Origin of the sequence: Angustibacter sp. McL0619 (assembly GCF_049994355.1) — a bacterium.
Taxonomy (GTDB): domain Bacteria; phylum Actinomycetota; class Actinomycetes; order Actinomycetales; family Angustibacteraceae; genus Angustibacter.
Map to the genome: position 1 here is coordinate 2965522 of NZ_CP188257.1, position 21954 is coordinate 2987475.

Consider the following 21954-nt stretch of genomic DNA (forward strand, 5'->3'; position numbering starts at 1 on the left):
TCCAAATCTGCGACCCAAGGTTGGTCCGCGTCGGCAGCCCTTCCAGGCGCTCTGACCGGCGAGGGTAGGAACGTGCTGGTCATCGCCTGCCCTGGACAGGGCTCACAGACCCCCGGCTTCCTGCGCCCCTGGCTCGAGCTGCCGGGGTTCGAGGAGCGCCTCGCCTGGCTGTCCGCCGTCGCCGGCATGGACCTGGTCGCGCACGGCACCGAGTCCGACGCCGACACGATCCGGGACACCGCCGTGGCGCAGCCGCTCATCGTGGCCAGCGGCCTGGTCTCGCTGCTCGCGCTGTTCCCGCACCCGGCCGAGGCATTCCGTCAGATCGCCGCAGGCGCCGGGCACAGCGTCGGTGAGATCACCGCCGCGGCCGGTGCCGGCGTGCTGACCGCGGAGCAGGCGATGGTCTTCGTCCGCGAGCGCGGCCGGGCGATGGCCCAGGCCAGCGCTGTGCGGCAGACCGGCATGACCGCCGTGCTCGGCGGCGACCCCGACGAGGTGGCTGCTGCGCTGGCCAAGCACGGCCTGACGGCGGCGAACGCGAACGGCGCCGGGCAGGTCGTCGCCGCCGGCACCATGGAGCAGCTGGCCGCGCTCAAGGACGACCCGCCGGCCAAGGCCCGGTTGATTCCGTTGCAGGTGGCCGGCGCCTTCCACACCGAGCACATGCAGCCCGCCGTGGACGTCCTGGCCGGCTACGCCCGGGCGATCACCGCCCACGACCCGCGCACCCGGCTGCTGTCCAACACCGACGGGCACGTCGTGCACGACGGGCGCCAGGTGCTGCGCCGGCTGGTCACCCAGGTCAGCAACCCGGTGCGCTGGGACCTGTGCATGCAGGCGATGGCCGACCTCGGGGTCACCGGCTTCATCGAGATCCCGCCGGCCGGTGCGCTGACCGGGCTGGTCAAGCGCGCGCTGCCGGACGTCGAGACGCTGGCCCTGAAGACCCCGGACGACCTGGACGTCGCCAAGGACATGGTTGCTCGACATGGGCAGTCCAGCGGGCTGTCGCAGAGCCCCACCTGGCGCCTGGTCGTGGCCCCGCTCAAGGGCATCGTGCACTTCACCGCACTGGACGCCGGCGCGGCCGTGAGCGATGGTGAGACCGTCGCGACGGTGGCCACGCTGCGTGACACGTTCGACGTAGTGGCCCCGCACGGCGGGCGCGTCGTGGAGTGGCTGGTGGAGGACGGCGACCCCGTCTCCCCCGGACAGCCCATCGTCCGACTGCACCCGCAGGAGGTTCCGGCATGACCGAGCGTCCCCAGATCTCGCCGCCGAGCGGCGCCCCGCACGCGCGCATCTACGGCGTGGGCGGCTACCGCCCCGAGCGCGTCGTGCCCAACTCCGAGCTCGTCGAGGCGATCGACTCGAGCGACCAGTGGATCCGCGAGCGCTCGGGCATCGTCTCGCGCCGCTGGGCAGCACCCGACGAGACCGTGGTGGACATGGCCGAGGCCGCGGCCCGCCAGGCTCTGGACGCCGCCGGGCTCGACGCGTCCCGGATCGGCGCGGTGCTGCTGGCTACGGTCACCCATCCGTTCCAGACGCCGTCCGCCGCCTCGCTGCTGACCCACCGGCTCGGCGCCACGCCCGCCGCAGCCATGGACATCTCGGCCGCCTGCGCAGGCTTCTGCCACGGCGTCGCGCTCGCCGGTGACATGGTGCGCGGCGGTAGTGCCGAGTACGTGCTCGTCGTCGGTGTCGAGAAGCTCTCGGACTTCACCGACCTGAGCGACCGCGGCACCGCTTTCATCTTCGGCGACGGTGCCGGCGCCGTGGTGATCGGGCCGTCCGACACCCCAGGTATCGGTCCGACCGTGTGGGGCTCGGACGGCGAGCAGTGGGACGCCATCCGGCAGCGCGAGAGCTGGATCGCGGTGCGCGACGGCAAGACCGAGTGGCCGCACATCACGATGGCCGGCCAGACCGTGTTCCGCTGGGCCGTCTGGCAGATGGCGCCGGTCGCCCAGCAGGCGCTGGAGAAGGCCGGCATCAGCGCGGACCAGCTCGACGCCTTCATCCCGCACCAGGCCAACATGCGGATCATCGACTCGATGATCAAGGCGCTGCACCTGCCGCCGGGGATCCCGGTGGCCCGTGACATCGCCGAGACCGGCAACACCTCCGCGGCGTCCATCCCGCTGGCGATGGAGCGCATGCTCCGCGAGGGTGAGGCACCCCACGGCGGCCTCGCCCTGCTGATCGGCTTCGGCGCCGGCTTGTCCTACGCCGCCCAGGTGGTCACCCTCCCCTAGTTTCCCGCGCCCGACGGGATCATCGGGCAGGCACACCGCAGTCCATTCCAGGCAGTCACACACAAGGAGCGCCACGCATGGCCAACAGCGAGCAGGAGATCCTCAGCGGTCTCGCCGAGATCGTGAACGAGGAGACCGGGCTCCCCACCGATTCCGTCGAGCTGGACAAGAGCTTCACCGACGACCTCGACATCGACTCGCTGTCGATGATGACGATCGTGGTCAACGCCGAAGAGAAGTTCAGCGTCCGCATCCCCGACGACGACGTGAAGAACCTGTCGACCGTGCGCGACGCCGTCGTGTACATCGCACAGGCCCAGGGCTGACTGTCTCCGTGCCGTCCGGGGACGGCGCCCGGGTCTCCTCCGGCGCCGTCCCTGGGCGACCTCTCCGCAGTCCCGTCACCACCCGAACTTCGAGGAGCTGACCCGAACATGGCTACGAGCCAGAACCGTCGTGTCGTCGTCACCGGCCTCGGTGCGACGACCCCGTTGGGTGGTGACGTCGCCACGACCTGGCAGGCCGCCCTCGACGGCACGTCCGGTGCCCGCACGCTGACCCAGGACTGGGTCGCCGAGTTCGACCTGCCGGTCACCTTCGCGGCGTCTGTCGCGGTGCAGCCCGTCGACCAGCTGCAGCGGGTCGAGACCCGACGCCTGGACCCGTCTGGCCAGTTCGCGCTGGTCGCCGCTCGCGAGGCCTGGGCGGACGCCGGATCGCCCGAGGTCGACGGCGAGCGCCTCGGCGTCGTCGTGGCCAGCGGCATCGGCGGCGTGTGGACGCTGCTGTCGTCGTACGACACGTTGCGCGAGAAGGGTCCTCGCCGGATCTTCCCGCTCACCGTGCCGATGCTGATGCCGAACGGCCCGGCCGCCGCGGTCAGCCTGGAGCTTGGCGCGCGGGCCGGGGTGCACACCCCGGTCAGCGCCTGCGCGTCCGGCGCCGAGGCGATCGGCTACGCCGTCGACATGATCCGGACCGGCCGCGCGGACGTCGTGGTGGCCGGCGGCACCGAGGCCGCGATCCACCCGCTGCCGATCGCCGGCTTCGCCGCGATGCAGGCGCTCTCGACCCGCAACGAGGACCCGGCCCACGCCAGCCGTCCGTACGACCTCAACCGGGACGGCTTCGTGCTCGGTGAGGGCGCGGGCGTGGTGGTGCTGGAGTCCGAGGAGTATGCGCGTGCTCGCGGCGCCCGGATCTACGCCGAGGTGGCCGGTGCCGGGCTGACCAGCGACGCGCACCACATCGCGGCGCCCGACCCGTCCGGTGCGGGAGCGGCCCGCGCCATGCTGGCTGCGCTCAAGGCCGCGGACGCGAGCCCAGCGGACGTCGTCCACCTCAACGCGCACGCAACGTCCACGCCGGTCGGCGACACGGCCGAGGCGAACTCCATCCGGGCGGCGCTCGGCGCGGCGACCGACGGCGTGTGCGTGTCGGCGACCAAGTCGATGACCGGGCACCTGCTCGGCGCCGCGGGCGCTGTCGAGGGGATCTTCACGATCCTCGCGCTGCACCACCGGCTGGCTCCACCGACGATCAACGTCGACGACCTCGACCCCGAGGTGACCCTGGACGTGGTGGTGGACAAGCCCCGACCGCTCGGCGACGGAGATCTCGTCGCCCTGAACAACTCGTTCGGTTTCGGCGGCCACAACGTGGCCCTGGCCATTCGGAGCGCCTCGTGACCGCGACCCACCCCGGGCAGGACCTGAAGCTAGAGATCGACCCGCGCGACCCCGAGCTGCGGCTGGGCATCTTCTTCGACGCCGGTAGCGTCGAATTGCTCACCGAGCGCGACGACAGCGGCATGCTCGCGGCCCGCGGGACGGTGAACGGCACCCCGGCGGTGGCCTTCGCCAGCGACGCCACCATCCAGGGCGGCGCGATGGGCGAGGCCGGCTGCAAGGTGTGCCTGGTCGCGTACGAGCGCGCACTGGCGGACGGCGTGCCAGTGGTCGGCCTGTGGCACTCCGGTGGCGCCCGGCTGCGCGAGGGTGTCGTGTCGTTGCACGCGGTCGGCGAGGTGTTCGCGATCATGACGCGCGCCTCGGGCAAGATCCCGCAGATCTCGGTGGTGATCGGTGCCGCGGCCGGTGGCGCCGCGTACGGTCCCGCGCTGACCGACATCGTGATCCTCGGCCCGGACGGACGCGTCTTCGTGACCGGTCCGGACGTCGTGCGGTCGGTGACCGGCGAGAACGTCGACGCCTTGCGCCTCGGCGGTCCGGAGCCGCACGGGCGGCGATCGGGTGTCGTGCACGTGGTCACCGAGACGACCGAGGAGGCCTACCAGCGCGCCCAGCTGATCACCACGCTGCTCGGCTCGCAGGGCTCGATGGATCTGGCCGCGATCGAGGACCGTCCGCTGGAGGACCTGCTCCCCGAGTCGCACAAGCGCGCCTACGACGTGCACCCGCTGGTGACGAACCTGTTGGACGAGCCGGACACGACCGTCGAGCTGTTCCCCAAGTGGGCGCCGAACATCGTCACCACGCTCGGTCGGCTCGGCGGTCGTACCGTCGGGGTGATCGCGAACAACCCGATGCGGCTTGGTGGCTGCCTGGACTCCTCGTCCGCGGAGAAGTCGGCGCGCTTCGTGCGGATGTGCGACGCCTTCGGCGTCCCGCTGATCGTGGTCGTCGACGTCCCGGGGTACCTGCCGGGCGTCGGCCAGGAGTGGGACGGCGTGGTGCGGCGCGGGGCGAAGCTGCTGCACGCGTTCGCCGAGTCCGTGGTCCCCCGGGTGACCCTGGTGACCCGCAAGTCCTACGGCGGCGCGTACATCGCGATGAACTCGCGCTCGTTGGGCGCGACCAAGGTGTTCGCCTGGCCGGGTGCGCAGATCGCGGTGATGGGTGCGGTCGCGGCGGTCCGCATCCTGCACCGGCGCAAGCTCGCCGAGGTGCCGGAGGACGCGCGGGCGCAGGTCGAGGCCGAGCTCGCCGCCGAGCACGAGATCCTTGCCGGCGGCCTGCCGCGTGCGGTAGAGATCGGCGTGGTCGACGAGATCGTCGAGCCGATCGACACCCGGGGTGCGCTGGCCCGGGCCATCGACGCGGCGCCGCACGCCCGCGGGCAGCACGGCAACATCCCACTCTGAGTCCGGCTGGTGGCTGGCAGGTCAGCCCGAGGTCAGCCCGACTGCTGCACCGGGTCCCGGTGCAGCAGTCGGCGCACTGCCATGTCGGTGCCCAGCTCGAGTCGCAGCTCTGGATGCTCCAGCCAGTCGTACAGGGCCCCGACCTTGTAGATGTTCGGGTGCAGACCGTCCATCGCGACCGGGAACACGTACTCGCTCAGGTCTTTGCCGGCCTCGTCCTTGAGGTGCGTCACCGCGGCCGGTCCGCGATAGAGGACGTGCGGTGAGATCCGGCGGAAGTCCGGCTCGACCTTGGTGACCAGCCCGACCCCACCCACCAGCCGGCTCGTGCCGACGACGTCCGCCCAGCGAATCGCCTGCTCAGCTCCCCGGTCGCGCTGAATGACCTGGTCGCGGGTCAACCACAAGCTCTCGTCGTAGCCGCCGCTGTGCTGGTAGACGCCGCTGCCGAGGAACCACAGGCCACCCACGGCGAACACCACTGCGAAGAAGCCGGACCCAGACCTGGCGACCAGCGCCCAGGCGCTGGCCAGGAACAGAAGTCCGTACAGGGTGGTCATCGCGGCACTGACCTGGACCGGCCGGATCGGTCGGAGCACGGTGGCCGGAACGCCGTCCCGGGCGGCGGTCCGCATGCCGCTGTCCGGCCGGCGTCCTCGCCACCAGCGCACCACCACTGCGGTGCCACCGCCGCCGAACGTGATGACCATCAGGGCGACACACCAGGCGATGATCAGGTCGTCGTCGCTCACCAGATACTCCTCGGCCACGTGTCGGGCGACGATCCCGGGCACCCCGGCCGTCTCGCTGGCCATCATCGTGGCCACGGCCCCCGCGGTCCACAGAACACGCTTGCGTCACGCTTCGAGCAGGGCTAACGTTCTCGATGGAACGAAACCGTTTCGTTTCATCCAGGTGAACGGCAGGGGATCCAGTGGCCCACGCGACCGACGAGCGGACGCGTCCTCGGATCGAGGGCGAGCGCGAGGACGAGATCCTCGCGGCCACCCTGAGCCTGCTCAGCGAGGTCGGCTACGACCGGCTGACCATGGACGCCGTCGCCGCGGCCGCTCGGGCCAGCAAGGCGACGCTCTACCGGCGCTGGTCGACGAAGGCCGACCTCGTCGTCGAGGCGGTCTCCCGGGCCAGCTGCGTGCCGTCCCCCGACGACGTGGACACCGGTTCGCTGCGAGGTGACCTGTTGGCCATGTCGTGCGGCGTCGGCGGGCTGACCGACCAGGTGCCGATGGCCGTCATGTCCAGCCTGGTCACCGCCCTGCACCGCGAACCGGAGCTGATGGACGCCTTCCACCGGCGCTTCCTCGCGCCGCGGATCGGGCTGACCCACGGGCTGTTCGCCCGGGCCGCCGCGCGCGGCGAGCTGGCCGAGGGTGCTGACACCGAGCTCCTCGCGACCGTGCTGCCCGCGATGGTGATCCACCGCACGTTCATCTTCGGCGTCCCGCCGGAGCAGGGCTACGTCGAGCGCGTCGTCGACGAGGTCGTCCTGCCCGCCTGCCGAGCCGAGACCGTGCGCTGAGCACGAGACGTCGGGCACCGCTGACTTCTGCGCCACCTGCCTGTCAGAGCAGTAACCAAGGCTTCTGTTCAACCGATCGAAGGAACCCACATGTCACACGAGAGCGCGGCGGTCCTCGAGCCCGCCGCACCCGAGCCGGACGGCGCGGAGCACGACCACGGCCACCGGCACCTCGGCATCGCGCTGGCGCTGATCAGCGCCGCGCAGCTCATGGTGGTGCTGGACGGCACCATCGTGAACATCGCGCTGCCGCACATCCAGCAGGACCTCGGCTTCAGCCAGGCGAACCTGTCCTGGGTCGTGAACGCGTACACGCTGGCCTTCGGCGGTCTGCTGCTGCTCGGCGGCCGTGCCGGCGACCTCCTCGGCCGGCGCAAGATGTTCATGGTCGGCGTCGGGCTGTTCGGGCTGGCGTCGCTGTTCGGCGGCATCGCGCAGACCGAGGGCCAGATGCTGGCCGCTCGCGTCCTGCAGGGCGTGGGTGCCGCGATCGCCTCACCGACCGCGCTGGCCCTGATCACCACCACGTTCCCCGCCGGCCCGCCGCGCAACCGGGCGTTCGGCGTCTACGCGGCGATGTCCGGTGCGGGGGCCGCCGTTGGCCTCATCCTCGGGGGCGTGCTGACCGAGTACAGCTGGCGCTGGACGTTCTTCATCAACGTGCCGATCGGCCTCGCAGTGCTCTTCCTCGCGCCTCGCTTCCTCGGTGAGTCGGCCCGCGAGCGCGGCAGCTTCGACATCCCCGGCGCGATCACCGCGACCGCCGGTCTCGTCTCGCTGGTCTACGGCCTGACCCACGCGGCCACCACCTCGTGGAGCAACCCGACGACCATCACCACGATCGCGGCCGGGCTGACTCTCATCGCCGTCTTCCTGGTGATCGAGTCCCGGGCGGCGCACCCGCTGCTGCCGTTCCGGATCCTGGCCAACCGCACCCGCGCGGTCAGCTTCATCGTGATGCTGATCGTCGGCGCCGCGATGTTCGCGATGTTCTACTTCCTCGGGCTGTTCATCCAGCAGGTGCTGGGATACAGCTCGCTGAAGGCCGGCCTCGCGTTCTTGCCGTTCAGCTTCGGCATCGTCGCGGCGGCGCAGCTGGCCTCCGCCCTGCTTTCGCGGGTGGACCCGCGCTGGATCTCCGGCGTCGGTGCGGTCCTGGTGTCAGGCGCCATGCTCGGCCTGACCCAGCTGCAGGTCGACTCGACCTACCTGACGGGTCTGCTGCCCTGGATCATCCTGCTGTCCTTCGGTCTGGGCCTGATCTTCGTCCCGCTGACCCTGACCGCGGTCAGCGGCGTCGCCCGCGAGGACTCCGGCGTCGGATCGGCTGTGCTGAACACCATGCAGCAGGTCGGGGGCTCACTGGGTCTGGCCACCCTGTCGACCGTGGCGGTCGCAGCTGCGACAAACAAGGGTCAGCAGCTCGGCGCGGCCCTGGCGGCTTCGGGTGGCAAGCCCACCGCTGAGCAGCTGCACGGGGTCGCCCTGGCCGCCCAGACCTACGGCGCTCAGCACGCGTTCCTGGTCGCAGCGGGAATGGTTCTGGGCGGTGCGGTGATCATCCTGTTCGGGCTGAACATCAAGCACGAGGTGTTGGCTGCGGACGGTGAGGTTGCCGTAGCGCACATGGGGTGACGTTGTAGCGGTGCAAGGCCCGGGGACCTCCGGTCGGCTCTCGCAAGCTCGTTGACGCGGACCTGCGGTCCCCGGGCCTTGTTGCGTTCGCACCGTTGACGAGATCGATCAGGGACGCCCAGACGTGTCCCACTACACCTACCGCGTCTCGTGGTCGCCCGAGGACAGAGAGTTCGTCGCCACGTGCGCCGAGTTCCCTTCGCTGTCATGGTTGGCGCCCTCTCAGCTCAAGGCGCTGCGCGGAATCGAAGGCGTTCTTGAGGACGTGCTGGCCGACCTTGAGGCGCAGGGTGAGGAACTGCCGCTGCCGTTCGCTGAGCGCCACTACTCAGGCAAGTTCAACCTTCGCGTCGGCGAGAGCCTGCACCGCGCCCTGGCCGCGCACGCCGCGGAAGAGGGCTTGAGCCTGAACCAGTACGTGGTGAGACGGCTCACCAGCGCGCGCTGACTGCTGATCCTGTCCGGCGAGACGCTGCCGACAAGCTGACTGTCGGTGGCGAGTGCCATGGTGTGGGGCGTGACCCGTGACGTGCTCGGCGACGGCCGGGCGTTCCTGGACCGCGAGGCGCGTCTGATCGAGCGCCGCCTCGCCGGCGTGCTGTTCGACCGAGCCGAACCGGACGGCGTCATCGACGCGGTCCGCGCCTACCGCAACGCCGACGGCGGTTTCGGTCACGGCCTGGAGCCGGACAAGCGCTGTCCTGCCAGCCTTCCCATCGACGTGGAGTGCGCCCTGGAGATCCTGTGGCAGGCCGGTGCCGCAGGATCCGCCGCCCCAGCCATCCACGACCTCGTCGTCGGCGCTCGCGACTGGTTGGACTCGGTTGCCGAGATCGACGGCGCGGTGCCGCTGGCGTTCCCGGTGATAGAGCAGTACCCCCGTGCCGACCACTGGACGGACTGGACGTACGCACCCGGACTGAACCCGACCGCCGGGCTGGCCGGGCGGCTGCACCGTCTGGGTGTCACCCACGGCTGGCTCGACCGGGCGACCGACTGGTGCTGGCAGCAGCTCGAGTCGGTGTTCGACGAGGACGCGCACGCGCTTGGCGAGGTGCTGCTCTTCCTGGCGCACGTACCCGACCAGGCCCGGGCCCAGCGGGTGAGCGAGCAGGTGCCGGCGTGGCTGGCGCAGGCGCGCTGGTACCGGGAGGACGCGGCCGACTCGGAGTACGGCGTGACCCCGCTGCACCTGGCTCCGGCGCCGACCAGCAGGTGGCGCAGCCTGTTCGACGACCGGACGGTCGAGGGCCACCTCGACCGTCTGGCCCGCGACCAGCAGGAGGACGGCGGGTGGCCGATCACTTGGGAGCCACCGAGCGTCGCGTCCGCCCAGGAGTGGCGCGGGATCGAGACGCTGCGGGCGTTGCGCACGCTCGAGGTCTACGGACGGATCGAGAGCTAGCCGACTCGGTGCAGCCAGCGGACGGGGGCGCCGTCGCCCGCGTAGCGGAACGGCTCGAGCTCGTCGTCCCAGGCGGCACCCAAGGCGGTGTCGAGCTCAGCGAGCAGCGCCGACGCGTCCCCTGCGTTGGCCCTGGCCAGTGCGCGCAGACGGTCCTCGCCGACCAGCACGTCACCGTGGATGCCCACTACCGCGTGGTGCACACCCAGTCGCGGAGTATGGCTCCACCGCGCGCCGTCGCTGGACGCGCTCGGCTCCTCGGTGACCTCGAAGCGCAGCTTGGCCCAGCCCCGCAGGGCCGAGGTCAGACGCGCCCCCGTGCCGGCCGGTCCCTGCCAGGACAGCTCGGTGCGCACCGTGCCGGGCTCGGCCGGCTGGTCCGTCCAGTCAGCGCTGACCCGGACGTCGAGCACGCCGCCGGCCGCCCACTCGACGTGCGGGCACAGCGCAGGGGGCGCGGAGTGCACGAAAACAACACCACGCGTCATCGCGGCAGACATCACGACCTCCTCAGGGCCTCGAGGGACGTCTTCCCCAACGACCTCGGGCTCGGAGCGTGGCTGCACACGTGCTGCTGGCGTTCGGCGCGCCGGAGCGCACTGAGACAAGTGTGCCTCACCTGCCTCATCAGCACCAGTCCCTCACGGGCGAGGACGTTTCGGTCGATTGGTCGACCATTTGGCTGAAGAAGGGCCACCGGGCTGCCGATGCAGACGACGAAGCTGCGAGGGAAGGATCCGGTACGTGGAGAAGAGCGAGCTGTTGATGGCCGAGGCGTACGACGACGGAGTCGTCTCGGAAGTCATCCGGCCGGCCGCCATCGTGCCCGAGGAGGCGGCTCGCGCCGTCCTCGTCGAGCTCGCCCTGCGGGACGTGCAGAACGGTGGCGTCTGGCAGTCCGAGCCGCAGCTGTGGAGCCTCTACGACCGCCCCTGGCACGGCTACGACAACCCGGCAGGCGCGGAGCTGATCGGCACCATCCAGGTCGCCTATGGCACGCCCACCAAGTACGAGATCACCATCTATCGCGTGACGGTCACCCGGTTCGGCGTGGACCACGACTGGACCGTGCACTCCCTCACCGACGCCGCGCTCGACTTCGGCGGGCTGACTCTGGACGCCTGCCCGCGGGCCACGATGTCGTCTCCGCCGCGTCCGTTCAAGTACTGAGCCGCCCGGGCCGGTGCGTTAGCGCACAGGCCCACGCCTCGACGTCCCGATTCAGGTCCGTGTCAGCCGAGCTGGAGCAGCTCGTGACCCCACACGACCGCCGCCAGGTGCGCCATCTGGATGTCCAGCGGCGCACTCAGGTCGAAGCCTGACACGTGGCGGTCGACGTCGCGCACCAGGCGGCCCAGCTCGTCGGTGCCGTCCAGGACGGCGCGGCGGATCTGGTCGCTGGCACCGATGGTGTCCAGCATCTGCTGGCTGCTCAGGCCCGTCTTCTCCGCGAGCGCGGGCAGCAGCCCGGCCAGGAACGCGACGCCGGTGTTCGCCGTGCTGCGGGTGTTGGCGACCAGCTGGCAGGCCCGGGCGCGGACCAGCACCTCGACCGAGGTCACGGCGTCCGGCGCTTCCTGGCCCGCCACCAGCATCAGCGCGATCCAGCCGGACAGCGTCTGCGGTCCGACCAGGACCAGAGCCTGGTTCACCGAGCTGATCGAGCGGCCGGCGCCGGCCGCCGCGCTGTTCGCCATCCGCAGTGTGCGGACGGTGAGCACGGGGTCGGTGCTGACCAGCTCCTCGATCTCGGACATGTCGACGTCGTCCTGGGCCAGCGCGGTCAACAGCCTGAGGCAGACGGAGTGCCGCGGCGACAGCGACATTGACTGCTGGATCGCCGGACGCGCGTACAGGTAGCCCTGGAACAGGTCGAAGCCAGCGCTGACGGCCAGCTCGTGGGCCTGCTCGTCCTCGACCTTCTCGGCCACGACGAGCAGCCCGAGGGCGTGCAGCCGAGTCACCAGGGCGGCCCAGTCCTCGACCGGCACCTCCAGAACGTCCACCTTGACGACGTCGGCCAGCGGCAACAGGCTCTCGGCGGACGAACCCGGGACGAAGTCGTCCAGCGCGACGCGGAAGCCAGCCTCGCGCAGCTTGACGATGCGCTCGCGGACCAGGTCGCTCACCTGAACCTGCTCGACGACCTCGATGATCGTGTCCGCGGCGGGAGCGAGGTCGATCAGCTCACCCAGGAGCAGACCGGCGTCCACGTTGACGAACAAGGGGTGCCCGCCGCCCAGGCGCTCCCAGCCGAGGTCGCACGCGGCGGTGACCAGCACCTCGGCGGTCGCCCGGTCGCCGTTGAAGGCGTCGTCGTGCGGCGGGGGCGCGCCGCGGAAGAGCAGCTCGTACCCGTACAGCTTGCCGGAGCGGTCGACGATGGGTTGGCGGGCCAGCGAGGCCGAGCCGCCCCGTGAGATCTGGCCCGGGGACAGCTGGATACTCGTCGTCACGGGTACTACATCGGCAAACGAGGCCCGTTCTTAAGATGACGGGCGACGGTTGCGGACCGCGTCCTGCAACGCGGCGAGAGTCTCCTCGCTGCTCAGCGTGGCGGCTCGGTTCGCGGCCTTGACCGCCTCGTAGACCTCTTCGCGGTGCACCTGGACGTGCCGGGGCGCGTCGACGCCGAGCCGCACGACGTCACCCTTGATCTCGAGCACGCGGACGACCACGTCGTCCCCGATGACCAGGCTCTCGCCGATCCTCCGCGTGAGTACGAGCATCGACCCAGCATAGGTGCCGATCTACTGCCAGCGGTCCAGGCACGGCGAGGCCCACGCGCCGATCGTCGCCGGCCGGCTGTCCAGCCAGGTGACCGGCAGACCGTGCTCGAGCAGGCCGAGCGGGTCGGCGGTCTCGTGGATCTCGTACGCCGCGAGCCGGTCCGCCGAGCACCCCGCCTCGGCGAGGGCGGCCAGCCAGTTCCTGGTCCGGGGCGCGGGCCAACGGGCGTCCACGGTCGCGGTGACGGTGGCCGGACCCAGCTCGGTCAATCGCTCGCCGGCACACCTGGCGTCAGCCTGCGAACCACCCGACGGCAGCACGACCAGAACGCCGCCGTGCTCGCGGGCCAGTCCCTGCAGCTGTTCCCGGCGGCCGCGCGGGTCGACGTCCTGGTCCACGATGTTCGAGGTCTCGAGGTCGACGAGGCAGCAGGGGTCGGCACCGGTGGTTCGGGCCCAGGCCATCGCTAGCGCACGCACCGCCGCAGCCTCGCCGACCAGGACCTGGACGCCGACGAGTCGCCGGGGTGCCCTGACGGCGATGTCGTCCAGCACCTCCAGCAGGCTGAGTCGGTCGTCGTCCACCGGGGCGGGCTCGACCGGAAGTCCCAGCCGGGCGACGGCCGGGGTGACCAGGCGGGCGCGCGGGGCGCCGCCGGACAGCGCGCGAGGTCCGAGCTCGCGAATCGGGGTCACCGCCGGGGCGGCCTCGAGCTCAGGCTCAGGCTCAGGCTGACGGTTCGGCTGTGTGGGAGCCATCACCCGCGGGGTCGCGGGTGCGAAGTCGAGGACGCCGCTTGGCTGGGTCTCGGGGGCGGCGCGGGCCACCAGGTCGCGCACAAGCTCGTCGAACGTGTCCGACTCGGTGGACAGCAGACGTCCGGCGGTTCGCACGCCGCCGTCCAGCGCGTCCGCGTTGGCGAGCAGGTCGTCGATGGCGCTGGGCAGAGGTGCCTCGGTCGGCAGGGCGCTGGCCCGGCTGAAGGCGAACGCGGACGCGGACGCCGATGGCATCAGCTGGGACGGCGAGGACGACATCGAGGACGACATCGAGGACGACATGGTCGTGGACATCGCCGCAGACAGGGCCGGCGAGAACTCGCGGGCGAGCGCACTGGTGTCGGCGCTCTCAGCCGGCTCGGTCAGCTCGGCGGTCTCGTCCACCGCGATCTCGTCCACCGCGATCGCCACCTCGTAGCGCCGCTTGGCGAAGAAGCCGCCCAGGCCGCCGACGAGCTTGCGTTCGGCGTGCACGATCCGGGCGTCCGGCCCGTGCTCGTTGCGGACCCGCAGCAGCAGCTCGTCGAGGTCAGCACCCTCAAGCAGCAATCGCTGTGCCACAGCTGACCACTCCCGTCGTCTCGATCCGCAGCGTGGGGTCGATCTCGGCGTAGGACAGCACCGGAAGCCGGGGCACATGCGGTGCCAGCAGCCGGCGCAGCGCGGACCGGACCACCGGCGGGCAGACCAACACGGGCTGACCACCGTTGCGCTCCGCTTCGAGCAGGCCGTTCATCGCCGAGTCGACCAGGCGCTCGACGTTCGCGCCGGGCAGCGCGAGGACGGTGCCGGCCTCGGAGGGCCGGGCGGCCTCCACGAGCTGCTGCTCGAGCATCGGATCCAGGGTCATCACCTGCAGGACCCCGTCGCGCGCCCAGGCGTCACAGATGGCGGGTCCCAGCGCGAGGCGTGCCGCCTCGACCAGCCCGTCGAGGTCCGCACCGGCCTTGGCCCGTTGGGACAGCGCCTCGAAGACCCGCACCAGGTCGCGGACCGAGACGCCCTCGGCGAGCAGCGCCTGCAGCACCCGCTGCACCTCCCCCGTGGTCATCAAAGCGGGGGTGAGCTCCTCGACGACGACCGGGTGGGTGCGCCGGACGGACTCGATCAGGGCCTTGACGTCCTCGCGACCGAGCAGCCGAGCCGCGTGCGTCTGCACGATCTCTGCGAGGTGGGTGATCAGCACGCTCGACCGGTCGACCACGGACGCGCCGTACAGCTCTGCCTGCTGGCGGGCCTCTATCGGCACCCACTTGCCGGCCAGGCCGAACACCGGCTCAGTAGTCGCCCGGCCGGGGATGTTGTCGAGCCCCTCGCCGATCGCGAGCACGTGCCCGGGCGGGGCCTGGCCGCGGCCGACCTCGACGCCGCTGATCCGGATCGAGTAGCCGGACGGCGGCAGGTCCAGGCTGTCCCGGGTCCGGACCGGTGGCATGACCAGGCCGAGCTGGAGGGCGATCTTGCGACGCAGGGCACGAACCCGGTCCAGCAGGTCGCCGCCGACCCCGCTGTCCACCAGGTCGACCAGGTCGGGGGCCAGGACGACCTCGAGCGGGTCGACCCGCATCTCGCCCATCAGCGCGTCCGGGGAGTCCTGGGTCGACGGTTCCGCCGCAGCGGTCGCCGTCTGCTCCGCCTTGAGCTGGGTGTTGGCCCGCGACGATGTGCGCTGCGCGACCAGCAGCACCGCCGCACCGACCAGCATGAACGGGAGCTTCGGCAGACCGGGCAGCAGCCCGATGCCGATGGCGGCCGCCCCGGCGATGTAGAGCGCTCGCGGCTGGGCACCGATCTGCTCCGCCGCGTCCGAGCCCATGTCGCCGTTCGTCGTGGAACGGGTCACGATCAGACCGGTTGCCACGGACAGCAGCAGTGCTGGGATCTGCGAGACCAGGCCGTCGCCGATGGTGAGCAGGCTGTAGGTCTGCAGCGCCTCGCCCGGTGACAGCCCGCGCTGCAGCATGCCGATCGCGAAACCGCCGACGAGGTTGATCATCGTGATCACGATGGCCGCGACCGCGTCACCCTTGACGAACTTCGAGCCACCGTCCATGGCGCCGTAGAAGTCCGCCTCGGCCGAGACGTCGGCGCGGCGCTTGCGGGCCTCGTCCTCGTCGATCAGGCCGGAGTTCAGGTCGGCGTCGATCGCCATCTGCTTGCCCGGCATGGCATCCAGGGTGAACCGGGCGCCGACCTCGGCGACCCGGCCCGCACCGTTGGTGATGACCGCGAACTGGATCACGACCAGGATCAGGAAGATCACCAGGCCGATGACCAGCGAGCCACCGACCACGAAGTGCCCGAACGAGTCGATCACCTTGCCGGCGTAGCCGTCGCGCAGCACCAGCCTGGTCGCCGAGACGTTCAGCGAGAGCCGCAACAGGGTCAGGACCAGGATGAGCGAGGGGAAGACGGCGAAGTCGAGCGGACGCTTGATGTAGATCGACACCAGCAGCACAGCGATCGCCGACGTGATGTTGAACGCGATCAGCAGGTCCAGCAGGGCCGCCGGCAGCGGGACGACGAGCAGCAGGACGACGCCCACGATGCCGATCGGCAGCGCGAGCTGGCTGGCACGAGAGGTCACGGACACCGAGCCCATCGGGTTCTTGGCCGGTCCGTGGCCGCGACGTGTTGCCATCCTGGCAGCGAAACGACCGGTCGTGGGACCGGCCTCCTATCTCCTCGACAGGTTCGCCGCGAACCTTGAGCCCGTGCTCAGCGACCGACCGGCGCAGGCACCTGCGCCGGCCTGGGCAGCAGGTGCGAACCGGCCGCCGCACCGCGCCTGCGCAGGCCCATCACGAAGGCCAGCACCTGGGCCACCGCCGCGTACAGCTCGGCCGGGATCTCCTGGCCGACGTCGCACGCCGCATGCAACGCCCGGGCCAGCGGCACGTCCTGCACCAGCGGCACCCGCTCCTGGGTCGCCCGTTCGCGGATGGCCGTCGCCACTGCGCCGGACCCCTTGGCGACCACGGTCGGCGCACCCGTACCCGGCACGTAGCGCAGCGCGACAGCGACGTGCGTGGGATTGACCATCACCACGTCCGCGGACGCGACGTCGGCCATCATCCGGTTGCGGCTCATCGCCAGCGCCTTGGAACGCCGCGCCCCCTTCAGGTGCGGGTCGCCCTCGGACTGCCGGTGCTCCTGCTGGATGTCGTGCCGCGACATCTTGATCTGCTTGTTGATCTGCCGGCGCTTCACCAGGTAGTCACCGACGGCCATGATCAGCCCGACCAGGACAGCGGCCCGGACCAGGCTCAGCACACCCCCACCGGCGACGCCCAGCGTCGAGATGAGCGGCGCGTTCACCGCCCCGGTGAGCTTGGGCGTGACTGACGCGACGATCGCCCAGAGAACGAGCGAGAGCAGCACGGTCTTGATCAAGATCTTGCCGGCCTCCCACCAGGTCATCAGGCCGAACAGACGCTTGATGCCCTTGATGAGGTTGAGCGACTTGAAGCTCGGCTTCAGCTTCTTGGTCGCCGGGTGCAGACCGCCCTGGGCAGCGGCTGCGGCGATGCCGATCAGCATCAGCGCGACGAACAGCGGCATCAGCGCCATCGCGCCCTCGCGCAGGCCGGTCCCGAGCAGGGCCAATGCTCGGTCGGGGTCCGGGTCGGAGATCGCCGTGGTGACGCCCATCATCAACGACACCAGGACGTCGGTCAGCGACTTGGCCGCCCGCGGCACCAGGTACGTGGCGGCCAGCATCGCCAACCAGGCGCCGAGGTCGGGGGTGCGCGCCACCTGCCCTTCGCGGCGCGCCTCCTTGAGCCGCTTGGCTGTCGGCTTCTCGGTCTTCTCGCCACTCACCGGCGGCCGCCGCTCATCCGGTGACCAGCCGCATCAACGTGGCGCCGGTGGTCTGCGCCAGACCCTGCACGACGTCCGGCAGCGCGACCAGCACGGTGCCGACCAGGGCCAGGGTCAGCAGGATCTTGAACGGGAAGCCGAGCGAGAAGGCGTTGAGCGACGGGGCGATCCGGGTCAGCAGTCCCAGCGCGACGTCGGCCAGGAACAGCACGGCGAGCAGCGGTGCGGCGATCTGCAGGGCGGACAGCATCATCTGCCCCAGCCCACCGCTGAGGACGTCGGTCAGCGTCGCGAGGTTGATCCCGCCGTCCAGCGGGATGGCCTTGTAGCTGCGGAAGAATCCTTGGAGCACAACGAGATACGCGCCGGAGGCGAGCAGCAGTGTGGTCGCGACGAGCTGGAAGAACTTGCCGAACACCGCGTTGCCCTGCTGCATCATCGGGTCGAACGCGAACGACAGCGAGAACCCGCCGAAGATGTCCAGCAGGTCGCCGGCGGCCTGCACTGCGGAGAAGATCAGCAGGCAGATGAAGCCCAATGCCGCTCCGGTGAGCAGCTGCAGGACCATCGCCGAGATGATCGCCGGGGTTGTCGCCGGCGGGGCCTGGACGTGTCCGCTCGCCACCACGGGCAGCGCCAGGACGACGGACAGCATCGCCTTCACGGTGCGCGGTATCGCCTTGGAGGAGAACGGCGGTGCGATGGCCAGCCACGCCCCGGCTCGCATGGCGGCGAGCATGACCGTCAGCAGAACGTCGGCAGGCAGGTCGATCGGCATGGCTCAGCCGTAGTTCAGGATCGCGGGGATTCGTTCGTACAGCTGGGTCGTGAAGCTCACCAGCTCGTGCAGCATCCAGTTGCCGCAGATCACGATGACGATGGCGATGCCGATCGCCTTCGGCACGAAGCTCAGGGTGGCTTCCTGGATCTGGGTGACGGACTGGAACAGCGAGACACCGAAGCCGATGGCCAGCGCGGTGAGCAGGATCGGTGCGCAGAGCTTGGCGGCCAGCAGCATCGCCTGCAGCCCGATCTCGATGACGGTCTGGTCCTTCATCTGCTCCCCACCCTCACCGGTAGCTCGTGACGAGGGCGTGGACGATCAGACCCCACCCGTCGACCAGGACGAACAGCAACAGCTTGAACGGCAGCGAGACGGTGACCGGCGGCAGCATCATCATGCCCAGCGACATCAGCGCGGCCGAGACGACCAGGTCGATCACCAGGAACGGCACGAAGACCAGGAAGCCGATCAGGAAGGCCGACCGCAGCTCGGACAGCGCGAACGCCGGCACCAGGGTCGACAGCGGCACGGACGCCGCGTTCTTCGGCTTCGGCTGGTTGGCCGCGCTGGTCATCAGCGCGAGCTCCTCGGGCCGGGTGTGCTTCACCATGAACGCCTTGAGCGGCTTGCTGCCCGCTTCGAACGCCTGGGTGGCCGTCAGGTCGCCCTTCAGGTACGGCTGGATGCCTGTCTCGTTCACCCTGGTGAGCACCGGGCTCATCACGAACAACGTCAGGAACAGCGCGAGCCCGGCCAGCACCTGGGTGGGCGGCGTGCTCTGCAGGCCGAGGGCGTTGCGGGTCAGGCCGAGCACCACGAAGATCTTGGTGAAGCTCGTCGTCAGCAACAGCAGCGCAGGGGCCACCGACAGTGCCGTGATGGCCAGGATGATGACGATCGAGCTGGACGGCTTGTTGCCGTCCGTGCCGGTCCCGCCGATCTGGATGCTCACGCCACCGGACGAGGGAGCCGTCGGGTTGGTCGGTGCCTTCGGGTCAGCGTGCACCGAGGACGACGCGGCCGCGACGACCGCGGCCGTGCGCGCCTGCGCGGGGGCGGCCGAGGCGGGCGCGGCGAGAGCGAGCCCGAAAAGGGTGCCCAGCACGAGCAGGACGCCGACTCCCAGCGCACGGGTGGCACGGATCACTTGCGCACCGTCATCTCGCGGACGGCGTCGATCGCCTTGGCCCAGGTCGCCGGGGACAGAGCGGAACCGGCGAGCGGTCCACGCGGTACGTCCGCGCCCCGCTTGCCGCGCACAGCGGACGCGATAGCAGTGTTGTCCGCACCCGCGTCACCGCGGGCCACGGGCACGCCGTCGGCGTCCACCCAGTCCTCGCCGTCCGGCTGGACGTCGGCCTCGACCTTGACCGGGGTCGCGAGCATCAGCGCCTCGAGCGGCTGGTCGCTGAGCAGCTCGATCCGGTTCTCGGTCACGCCGAGCACGAGCGCGCGGTCGCCGACCTTGACGACGGCGACCGAGGCCCGCTGGGCGAGCGGCTGGCGGGCCAGCACGTCGACGTCCACGCCCTTGGAGCTGCGGCGCTGGTTGCGCCGCATGCCCCGCGAAGCCAGCCAGAGCAGCACCAGCACCACGGCCAGGGACAGGATCACCCGTCCGGCCAGGGCCAGGAAGTCCATCAGGCGTTGTCCGGCAGGGTGCTCGAGATCAGCTCAGTGATCTTCAGGGCGTAGTCCTCGTCGACCACCACGACCTCACCGCGGGCGATCAGCCGGCCGTTGACCAGCAGGTCGGCCGGGCTTCCGGCCAGGCGGTCCAGCTCGACCACGGCGCCGGGCTGCAGGCTGAGCAGCTCGCGCACGGTCATGGTGGTGCGGCCCAGCTCCGCGCTGAGCTCCATCACGACGTCCTGGAGCAGCTCCATCCCGGCCGGCGAGGCCGGCCGCTCCTCGGCCGCTGCCGCGATCGCACCCGCGGCCGGCTGCGCGGCGAACACGGCGAGCCAGGCGGCCGGCCCTTCTGGCCCCTGCAGCGGGACGATCGTGCAGTCCCGTCCGCGCAGCAGGTCGACGGCGCCGGCGGCCGTGGTCTCCATGACCTGGCCCAGCGCGCCCACCCCGAGAGCTACCCGCAGCGCCTCCAGGGCCGGACGGAGCGCGTCCACCAGCGGCAACGGGCCCATCGGGGAGTCCGCGAGCGCCGTGGCGAGGTCTCGGTCGACCACCAGGACGACCGAGCCGGCCTGGGCACCGAGCACCTCGGCGTGCGCCGCGACCGCGTCCTGCGGGATGGACGACGCCGCCTCGTCGAGGCTCATGACCTGCCCGGCAGCAAGCGGAGCGCTCGTCGGCAGGAGGTCCGCCACGGTCTGCGCCGTGGCGACGACGTCCTGCTCGAGGTGCGTGATCGTGGTCATTCGCTGGCCCTTCTGGAAAGAACAGAGTTGGCAACGGACGCGGCAGCGGTGGCGCTGATCGCGGAGTCTGTGATGAGGCAGGCGGCGCGGGCGCCCTGGGCGCCGGCGACTCCGCGGGCGCAGATCACGCCGGCGGAGACCAGGTCGAGCGGGCGGTCCACGGGGTGGCCGAGCTTGACCAGGTCGCCGACCCGCAGGTCCATCAGGCGGGAGGTCGACATGGCCCGCGGTACGAAGCGGACCGACACCTCGACGGGCACGTCCTCGACGAGCTGGGTCATGGTCGCGCGGGAGGTCGCCCGGGCCTCGCGCACCGCCGGGTCGTCGGCGCCGGCGTCACCGGCGCGCATCACCAGCGTGGTGGCCGGCAGTGCGACACTGGCCGGCCCGGAGAAGTCGCCGATCGAGATCGTGAACGTGGCGACGATGTACAGGTCGGTCGCCGCCGCGACCTGGACGAACTGGGGGTTGAACTCGAGCGAGCGCAGCACCGGCGACAGCTCGGTCACGGCGGCCAGGCCGTAGCGCAGCTCGCCGAGCAGCCGCTCGACGACGCGCAACACGAGCTGGGTCTCGATCTCGGTCGGGATGCGCTCGGGCTGCTGGCCGCCGAGCCCACCGAGCATGCGCTCGATCGCCTCGAAGCCGATCTGCGGGGCGATCTGCAGGAACGCGGCACCCCCGTGCGGCTCCGGCTGGAACACGGCGAGCAGGTTCGGCGAGGGCAGCTCGCTGACGTAGTCGTCGTAGCTGCGCTGCTCGACCCCGGCGAAGGCGACCTGGCAGGCAGCACCCAGCTCGGAGCCCAGAACGGTGGCCCACTGGCGCGCCACGGTCTCGTACACCATCTCGAGCAAGCGCCCCTGCTCGCGGGCGAGCTTGGTCGGTCGACGGAAGTCGTACGGCTGCGGCTCGGCACGTCCGGCAGTCAGGTCGACGCTGTCGTTCGAGGGCATGTCGGATGTATCGGCAGCACAGGGCCGTTCTTTACGCCGAATGGGGCATCTTTTGCCCTTCGGCTGGGGTCACTGCATGACCAGTGTGGTCGGGTACAGGTCGATCACGTCCTCGCCGTAAGCCTTCTCCACGGCCTCGGTGAAGGTCGCGATGGCCTTGCGCCGCGCGGCGGGCTGAGCGAGCACCGTCATCGACTGCCCGCTGAACTGGTCGATGGCGATCGCCAGGGCGTGGCTGGGGTCCGGGCCCTCCTTGACGCCCTTCTTCAGCTGGAGCGAGAAGGCGAACTTCAGGTAGTGCCCGCCGTCCAGGTTGATGTTGATCGGGTCGACCGGCACCACCACGCCCGGCTCAGGCTTCTTGGGCACCTTGTTGCCGTCCGGCTTGAGCAGGAAGAACCACGCCGCGCCGGCGGCGGCCAGCACCAGGACCAGCACGATCAGCAGCTTGACCTTGGACTTCTTCTTCTTCTCGGGAGTCTCAGGCGCCGCGGCCTGCGCGCCCGCCGGGGCGGACGACCTGATGCTGCTCACGACTCTCTCCTCGGTCTTGTTCATCGC

Annotated in this window: 24 protein-coding genes; 10 read left to right on the forward strand and 14 right to left on the reverse strand. The window is 70.8% G+C overall.

Annotation, left to right across the window (positions count from 1 at the left end; all coding sequences use genetic code 11):
- Positions 1 to 72: 72 nt before the first annotated feature.
- From ACPPVT_RS13730 to ACPPVT_RS13750, 5 genes are all read left to right on the forward strand, one after another.
- On the forward strand, positions 73 to 1257 hold the full coding sequence (locus tag ACPPVT_RS13730; RefSeq protein WP_426561142.1) for an acyltransferase domain-containing protein: 1185 nt from the start codon (positions 73 to 75) through the stop codon (positions 1255 to 1257).
- A complete protein-coding gene (locus ACPPVT_RS13735; RefSeq protein ID WP_426561144.1) occupies positions 1254 to 2261 on the forward strand; it encodes a beta-ketoacyl-ACP synthase III in 1008 nt (335 codons plus the stop codon). Before ACPPVT_RS13730 ends, ACPPVT_RS13735 begins: the two co-directional genes overlap by 4 nt.
- A 77-nt stretch (positions 2262 to 2338) precedes the next feature.
- Positions 2339 to 2587 carry an acyl carrier protein gene (locus ACPPVT_RS13740; RefSeq protein ID WP_426561145.1) on the forward strand — a complete coding sequence of 83 codons (249 nt, stop codon included), beginning with the start codon at positions 2339 to 2341 and terminating at the stop codon, positions 2585 to 2587.
- Between the two features lie 108 nt (positions 2588 to 2695).
- Positions 2696 to 3949, forward strand: a complete 1254-nt coding sequence (gene fabF / locus ACPPVT_RS13745) for a beta-ketoacyl-ACP synthase II (RefSeq protein ID WP_426561147.1) — start codon at positions 2696 to 2698, stop codon at positions 3947 to 3949.
- Positions 3946 to 5364: an acyl-CoA carboxylase subunit beta gene (locus ACPPVT_RS13750; RefSeq protein WP_426561149.1), complete on the forward strand. Its 1419-nt coding sequence runs from the start codon at positions 3946 to 3948 to the stop codon at positions 5362 to 5364. The genes fabF and ACPPVT_RS13750 overlap by 4 nt, the downstream gene beginning before the upstream one ends.
- A gap of 32 nt (positions 5365 to 5396) precedes the next feature.
- Here ACPPVT_RS13750 and ACPPVT_RS13755 read toward each other — a convergent pair whose 3' ends face one another.
- Positions 5397 to 6191 (reverse strand): hypothetical protein, encoded by a 795-nt coding sequence (locus ACPPVT_RS13755; protein ID WP_426561151.1) that lies wholly within the window; start codon positions 6189 to 6191, stop codon positions 5397 to 5399.
- A gap of 107 nt (positions 6192 to 6298) precedes the next feature.
- On the opposite strand from ACPPVT_RS13755, the gene ACPPVT_RS13760 reads away from it, so the two are divergent.
- From ACPPVT_RS13760 to ACPPVT_RS13775, 4 genes are all read left to right on the forward strand, one after another.
- Positions 6299 to 6904: a TetR/AcrR family transcriptional regulator gene (locus ACPPVT_RS13760; protein ID WP_426561153.1), complete on the forward strand. Its 606-nt coding sequence runs from the start codon at positions 6299 to 6301 to the stop codon at positions 6902 to 6904.
- Between the two features lie 90 nt (positions 6905 to 6994).
- Positions 6995 to 8539, forward strand: coding sequence for an MFS transporter (locus ACPPVT_RS13765; RefSeq protein ID WP_426561155.1), 1545 nt, complete (start codon positions 6995 to 6997; stop codon positions 8537 to 8539).
- A 103-nt stretch (positions 8540 to 8642) separates the two neighbouring features.
- Entirely contained in the window at positions 8643 to 8987 is a 345-nt protein-coding gene (locus ACPPVT_RS13770) for a type II toxin-antitoxin system HicB family antitoxin (protein ID WP_426567158.1), read from the forward strand.
- A gap of 69 nt (positions 8988 to 9056) precedes the next feature.
- Positions 9057 to 9944, forward strand: a complete 888-nt coding sequence (locus ACPPVT_RS13775; protein WP_426561157.1) for a hypothetical protein — start codon at positions 9057 to 9059, stop codon at positions 9942 to 9944.
- On the opposite strand, the gene ACPPVT_RS13780 is transcribed toward ACPPVT_RS13775, so the two are convergent.
- Positions 9941 to 10444, reverse strand: coding sequence for a DUF3145 domain-containing protein (locus tag ACPPVT_RS13780; protein WP_426561159.1), 504 nt, complete (start codon positions 10442 to 10444; stop codon positions 9941 to 9943). The genes ACPPVT_RS13775 and ACPPVT_RS13780 overlap by 4 nt on opposite strands.
- Positions 10445 to 10688: 244 nt before the next feature.
- Between ACPPVT_RS13780 and ACPPVT_RS13785 the strand changes: the two genes are divergently transcribed.
- Positions 10689 to 11114 (forward strand): hypothetical protein, encoded by a 426-nt coding sequence (locus ACPPVT_RS13785; RefSeq protein WP_426561161.1) that lies wholly within the window; start codon positions 10689 to 10691, stop codon positions 11112 to 11114.
- A 62-nt stretch (positions 11115 to 11176) separates the two neighbouring features.
- Here the strand turns inward: ACPPVT_RS13785 and ACPPVT_RS13790 are convergent, their stop codons facing one another.
- The 12 genes from ACPPVT_RS13790 to ACPPVT_RS13845 all read right to left on the reverse strand — a co-directional run bounded on the left by ACPPVT_RS13790 (position 11177) and on the right by ACPPVT_RS13845 (position 21927).
- Positions 11177 to 12400, reverse strand: coding sequence for an EAL and HDOD domain-containing protein (locus ACPPVT_RS13790; protein WP_426561163.1), 1224 nt, complete (start codon positions 12398 to 12400; stop codon positions 11177 to 11179).
- 30 nt (positions 12401 to 12430) lie between these two features.
- Positions 12431 to 12673, reverse strand: coding sequence for a carbon storage regulator CsrA (csrA, locus tag ACPPVT_RS13795; RefSeq protein WP_426561165.1), 243 nt, complete (start codon positions 12671 to 12673; stop codon positions 12431 to 12433).
- A 21-nt stretch (positions 12674 to 12694) separates the two neighbouring features.
- Positions 12695 to 14014 (reverse strand): hypothetical protein, encoded by a 1320-nt coding sequence (locus ACPPVT_RS13800; protein WP_426561167.1) that lies wholly within the window; start codon positions 14012 to 14014, stop codon positions 12695 to 12697.
- Entirely contained in the window at positions 13992 to 16055 is a 2064-nt protein-coding gene (gene flhA / locus ACPPVT_RS13805; protein ID WP_426567159.1) for a flagellar biosynthesis protein FlhA, read from the reverse strand. The genes ACPPVT_RS13800 and flhA overlap by 23 nt, the downstream gene beginning before the upstream one ends.
- 116 nt (positions 16056 to 16171) lie before the next feature.
- Positions 16172 to 17275, reverse strand: a complete 1104-nt coding sequence (locus ACPPVT_RS13810; protein WP_426561169.1) for an EscU/YscU/HrcU family type III secretion system export apparatus switch protein — start codon at positions 17273 to 17275, stop codon at positions 16172 to 16174.
- 13 nt (positions 17276 to 17288) lie between these two features.
- A complete protein-coding gene (locus ACPPVT_RS13815) occupies positions 17289 to 18053 on the reverse strand; it encodes a flagellar biosynthetic protein FliR (protein ID WP_426561171.1) in 765 nt (254 codons plus the stop codon).
- 3 nt (positions 18054 to 18056) lie between these two features.
- Positions 18057 to 18332, reverse strand: coding sequence for a flagellar biosynthesis protein FliQ (gene fliQ / locus ACPPVT_RS13820; RefSeq protein WP_426561173.1), 276 nt, complete (start codon positions 18330 to 18332; stop codon positions 18057 to 18059).
- A gap of 13 nt (positions 18333 to 18345) precedes the next feature.
- Complete coding sequence (gene fliP, locus ACPPVT_RS13825; protein WP_426567160.1) at positions 18346 to 19203, reverse strand: flagellar type III secretion system pore protein FliP; 858 nt, start codon at positions 19201 to 19203, stop codon at positions 18346 to 18348.
- Positions 19203 to 19700 (reverse strand): flagellar biosynthetic protein FliO, encoded by a 498-nt coding sequence (gene fliO, locus ACPPVT_RS13830; protein ID WP_426561175.1) that lies wholly within the window; start codon positions 19698 to 19700, stop codon positions 19203 to 19205. The genes fliP and fliO overlap by 1 nt, the downstream gene beginning before the upstream one ends.
- A complete protein-coding gene (gene fliN / locus ACPPVT_RS13835; protein ID WP_426561177.1) occupies positions 19700 to 20437 on the reverse strand; it encodes a flagellar motor switch protein FliN in 738 nt (245 codons plus the stop codon). Before fliN ends, fliO begins: the two co-directional genes overlap by 1 nt.
- Complete coding sequence (locus ACPPVT_RS13840; RefSeq protein ID WP_426561179.1) at positions 20434 to 21393, reverse strand: flagellar motor switch protein FliM; 960 nt, start codon at positions 21391 to 21393, stop codon at positions 20434 to 20436. The genes fliN and ACPPVT_RS13840 overlap by 4 nt, the downstream gene beginning before the upstream one ends.
- 69 nt (positions 21394 to 21462) lie before the next feature.
- Complete coding sequence (locus ACPPVT_RS13845; protein WP_426561181.1) at positions 21463 to 21927, reverse strand: flagellar basal body-associated FliL family protein; 465 nt, start codon at positions 21925 to 21927, stop codon at positions 21463 to 21465.
- Positions 21928 to 21954: the final 27 nt, after the last annotated feature.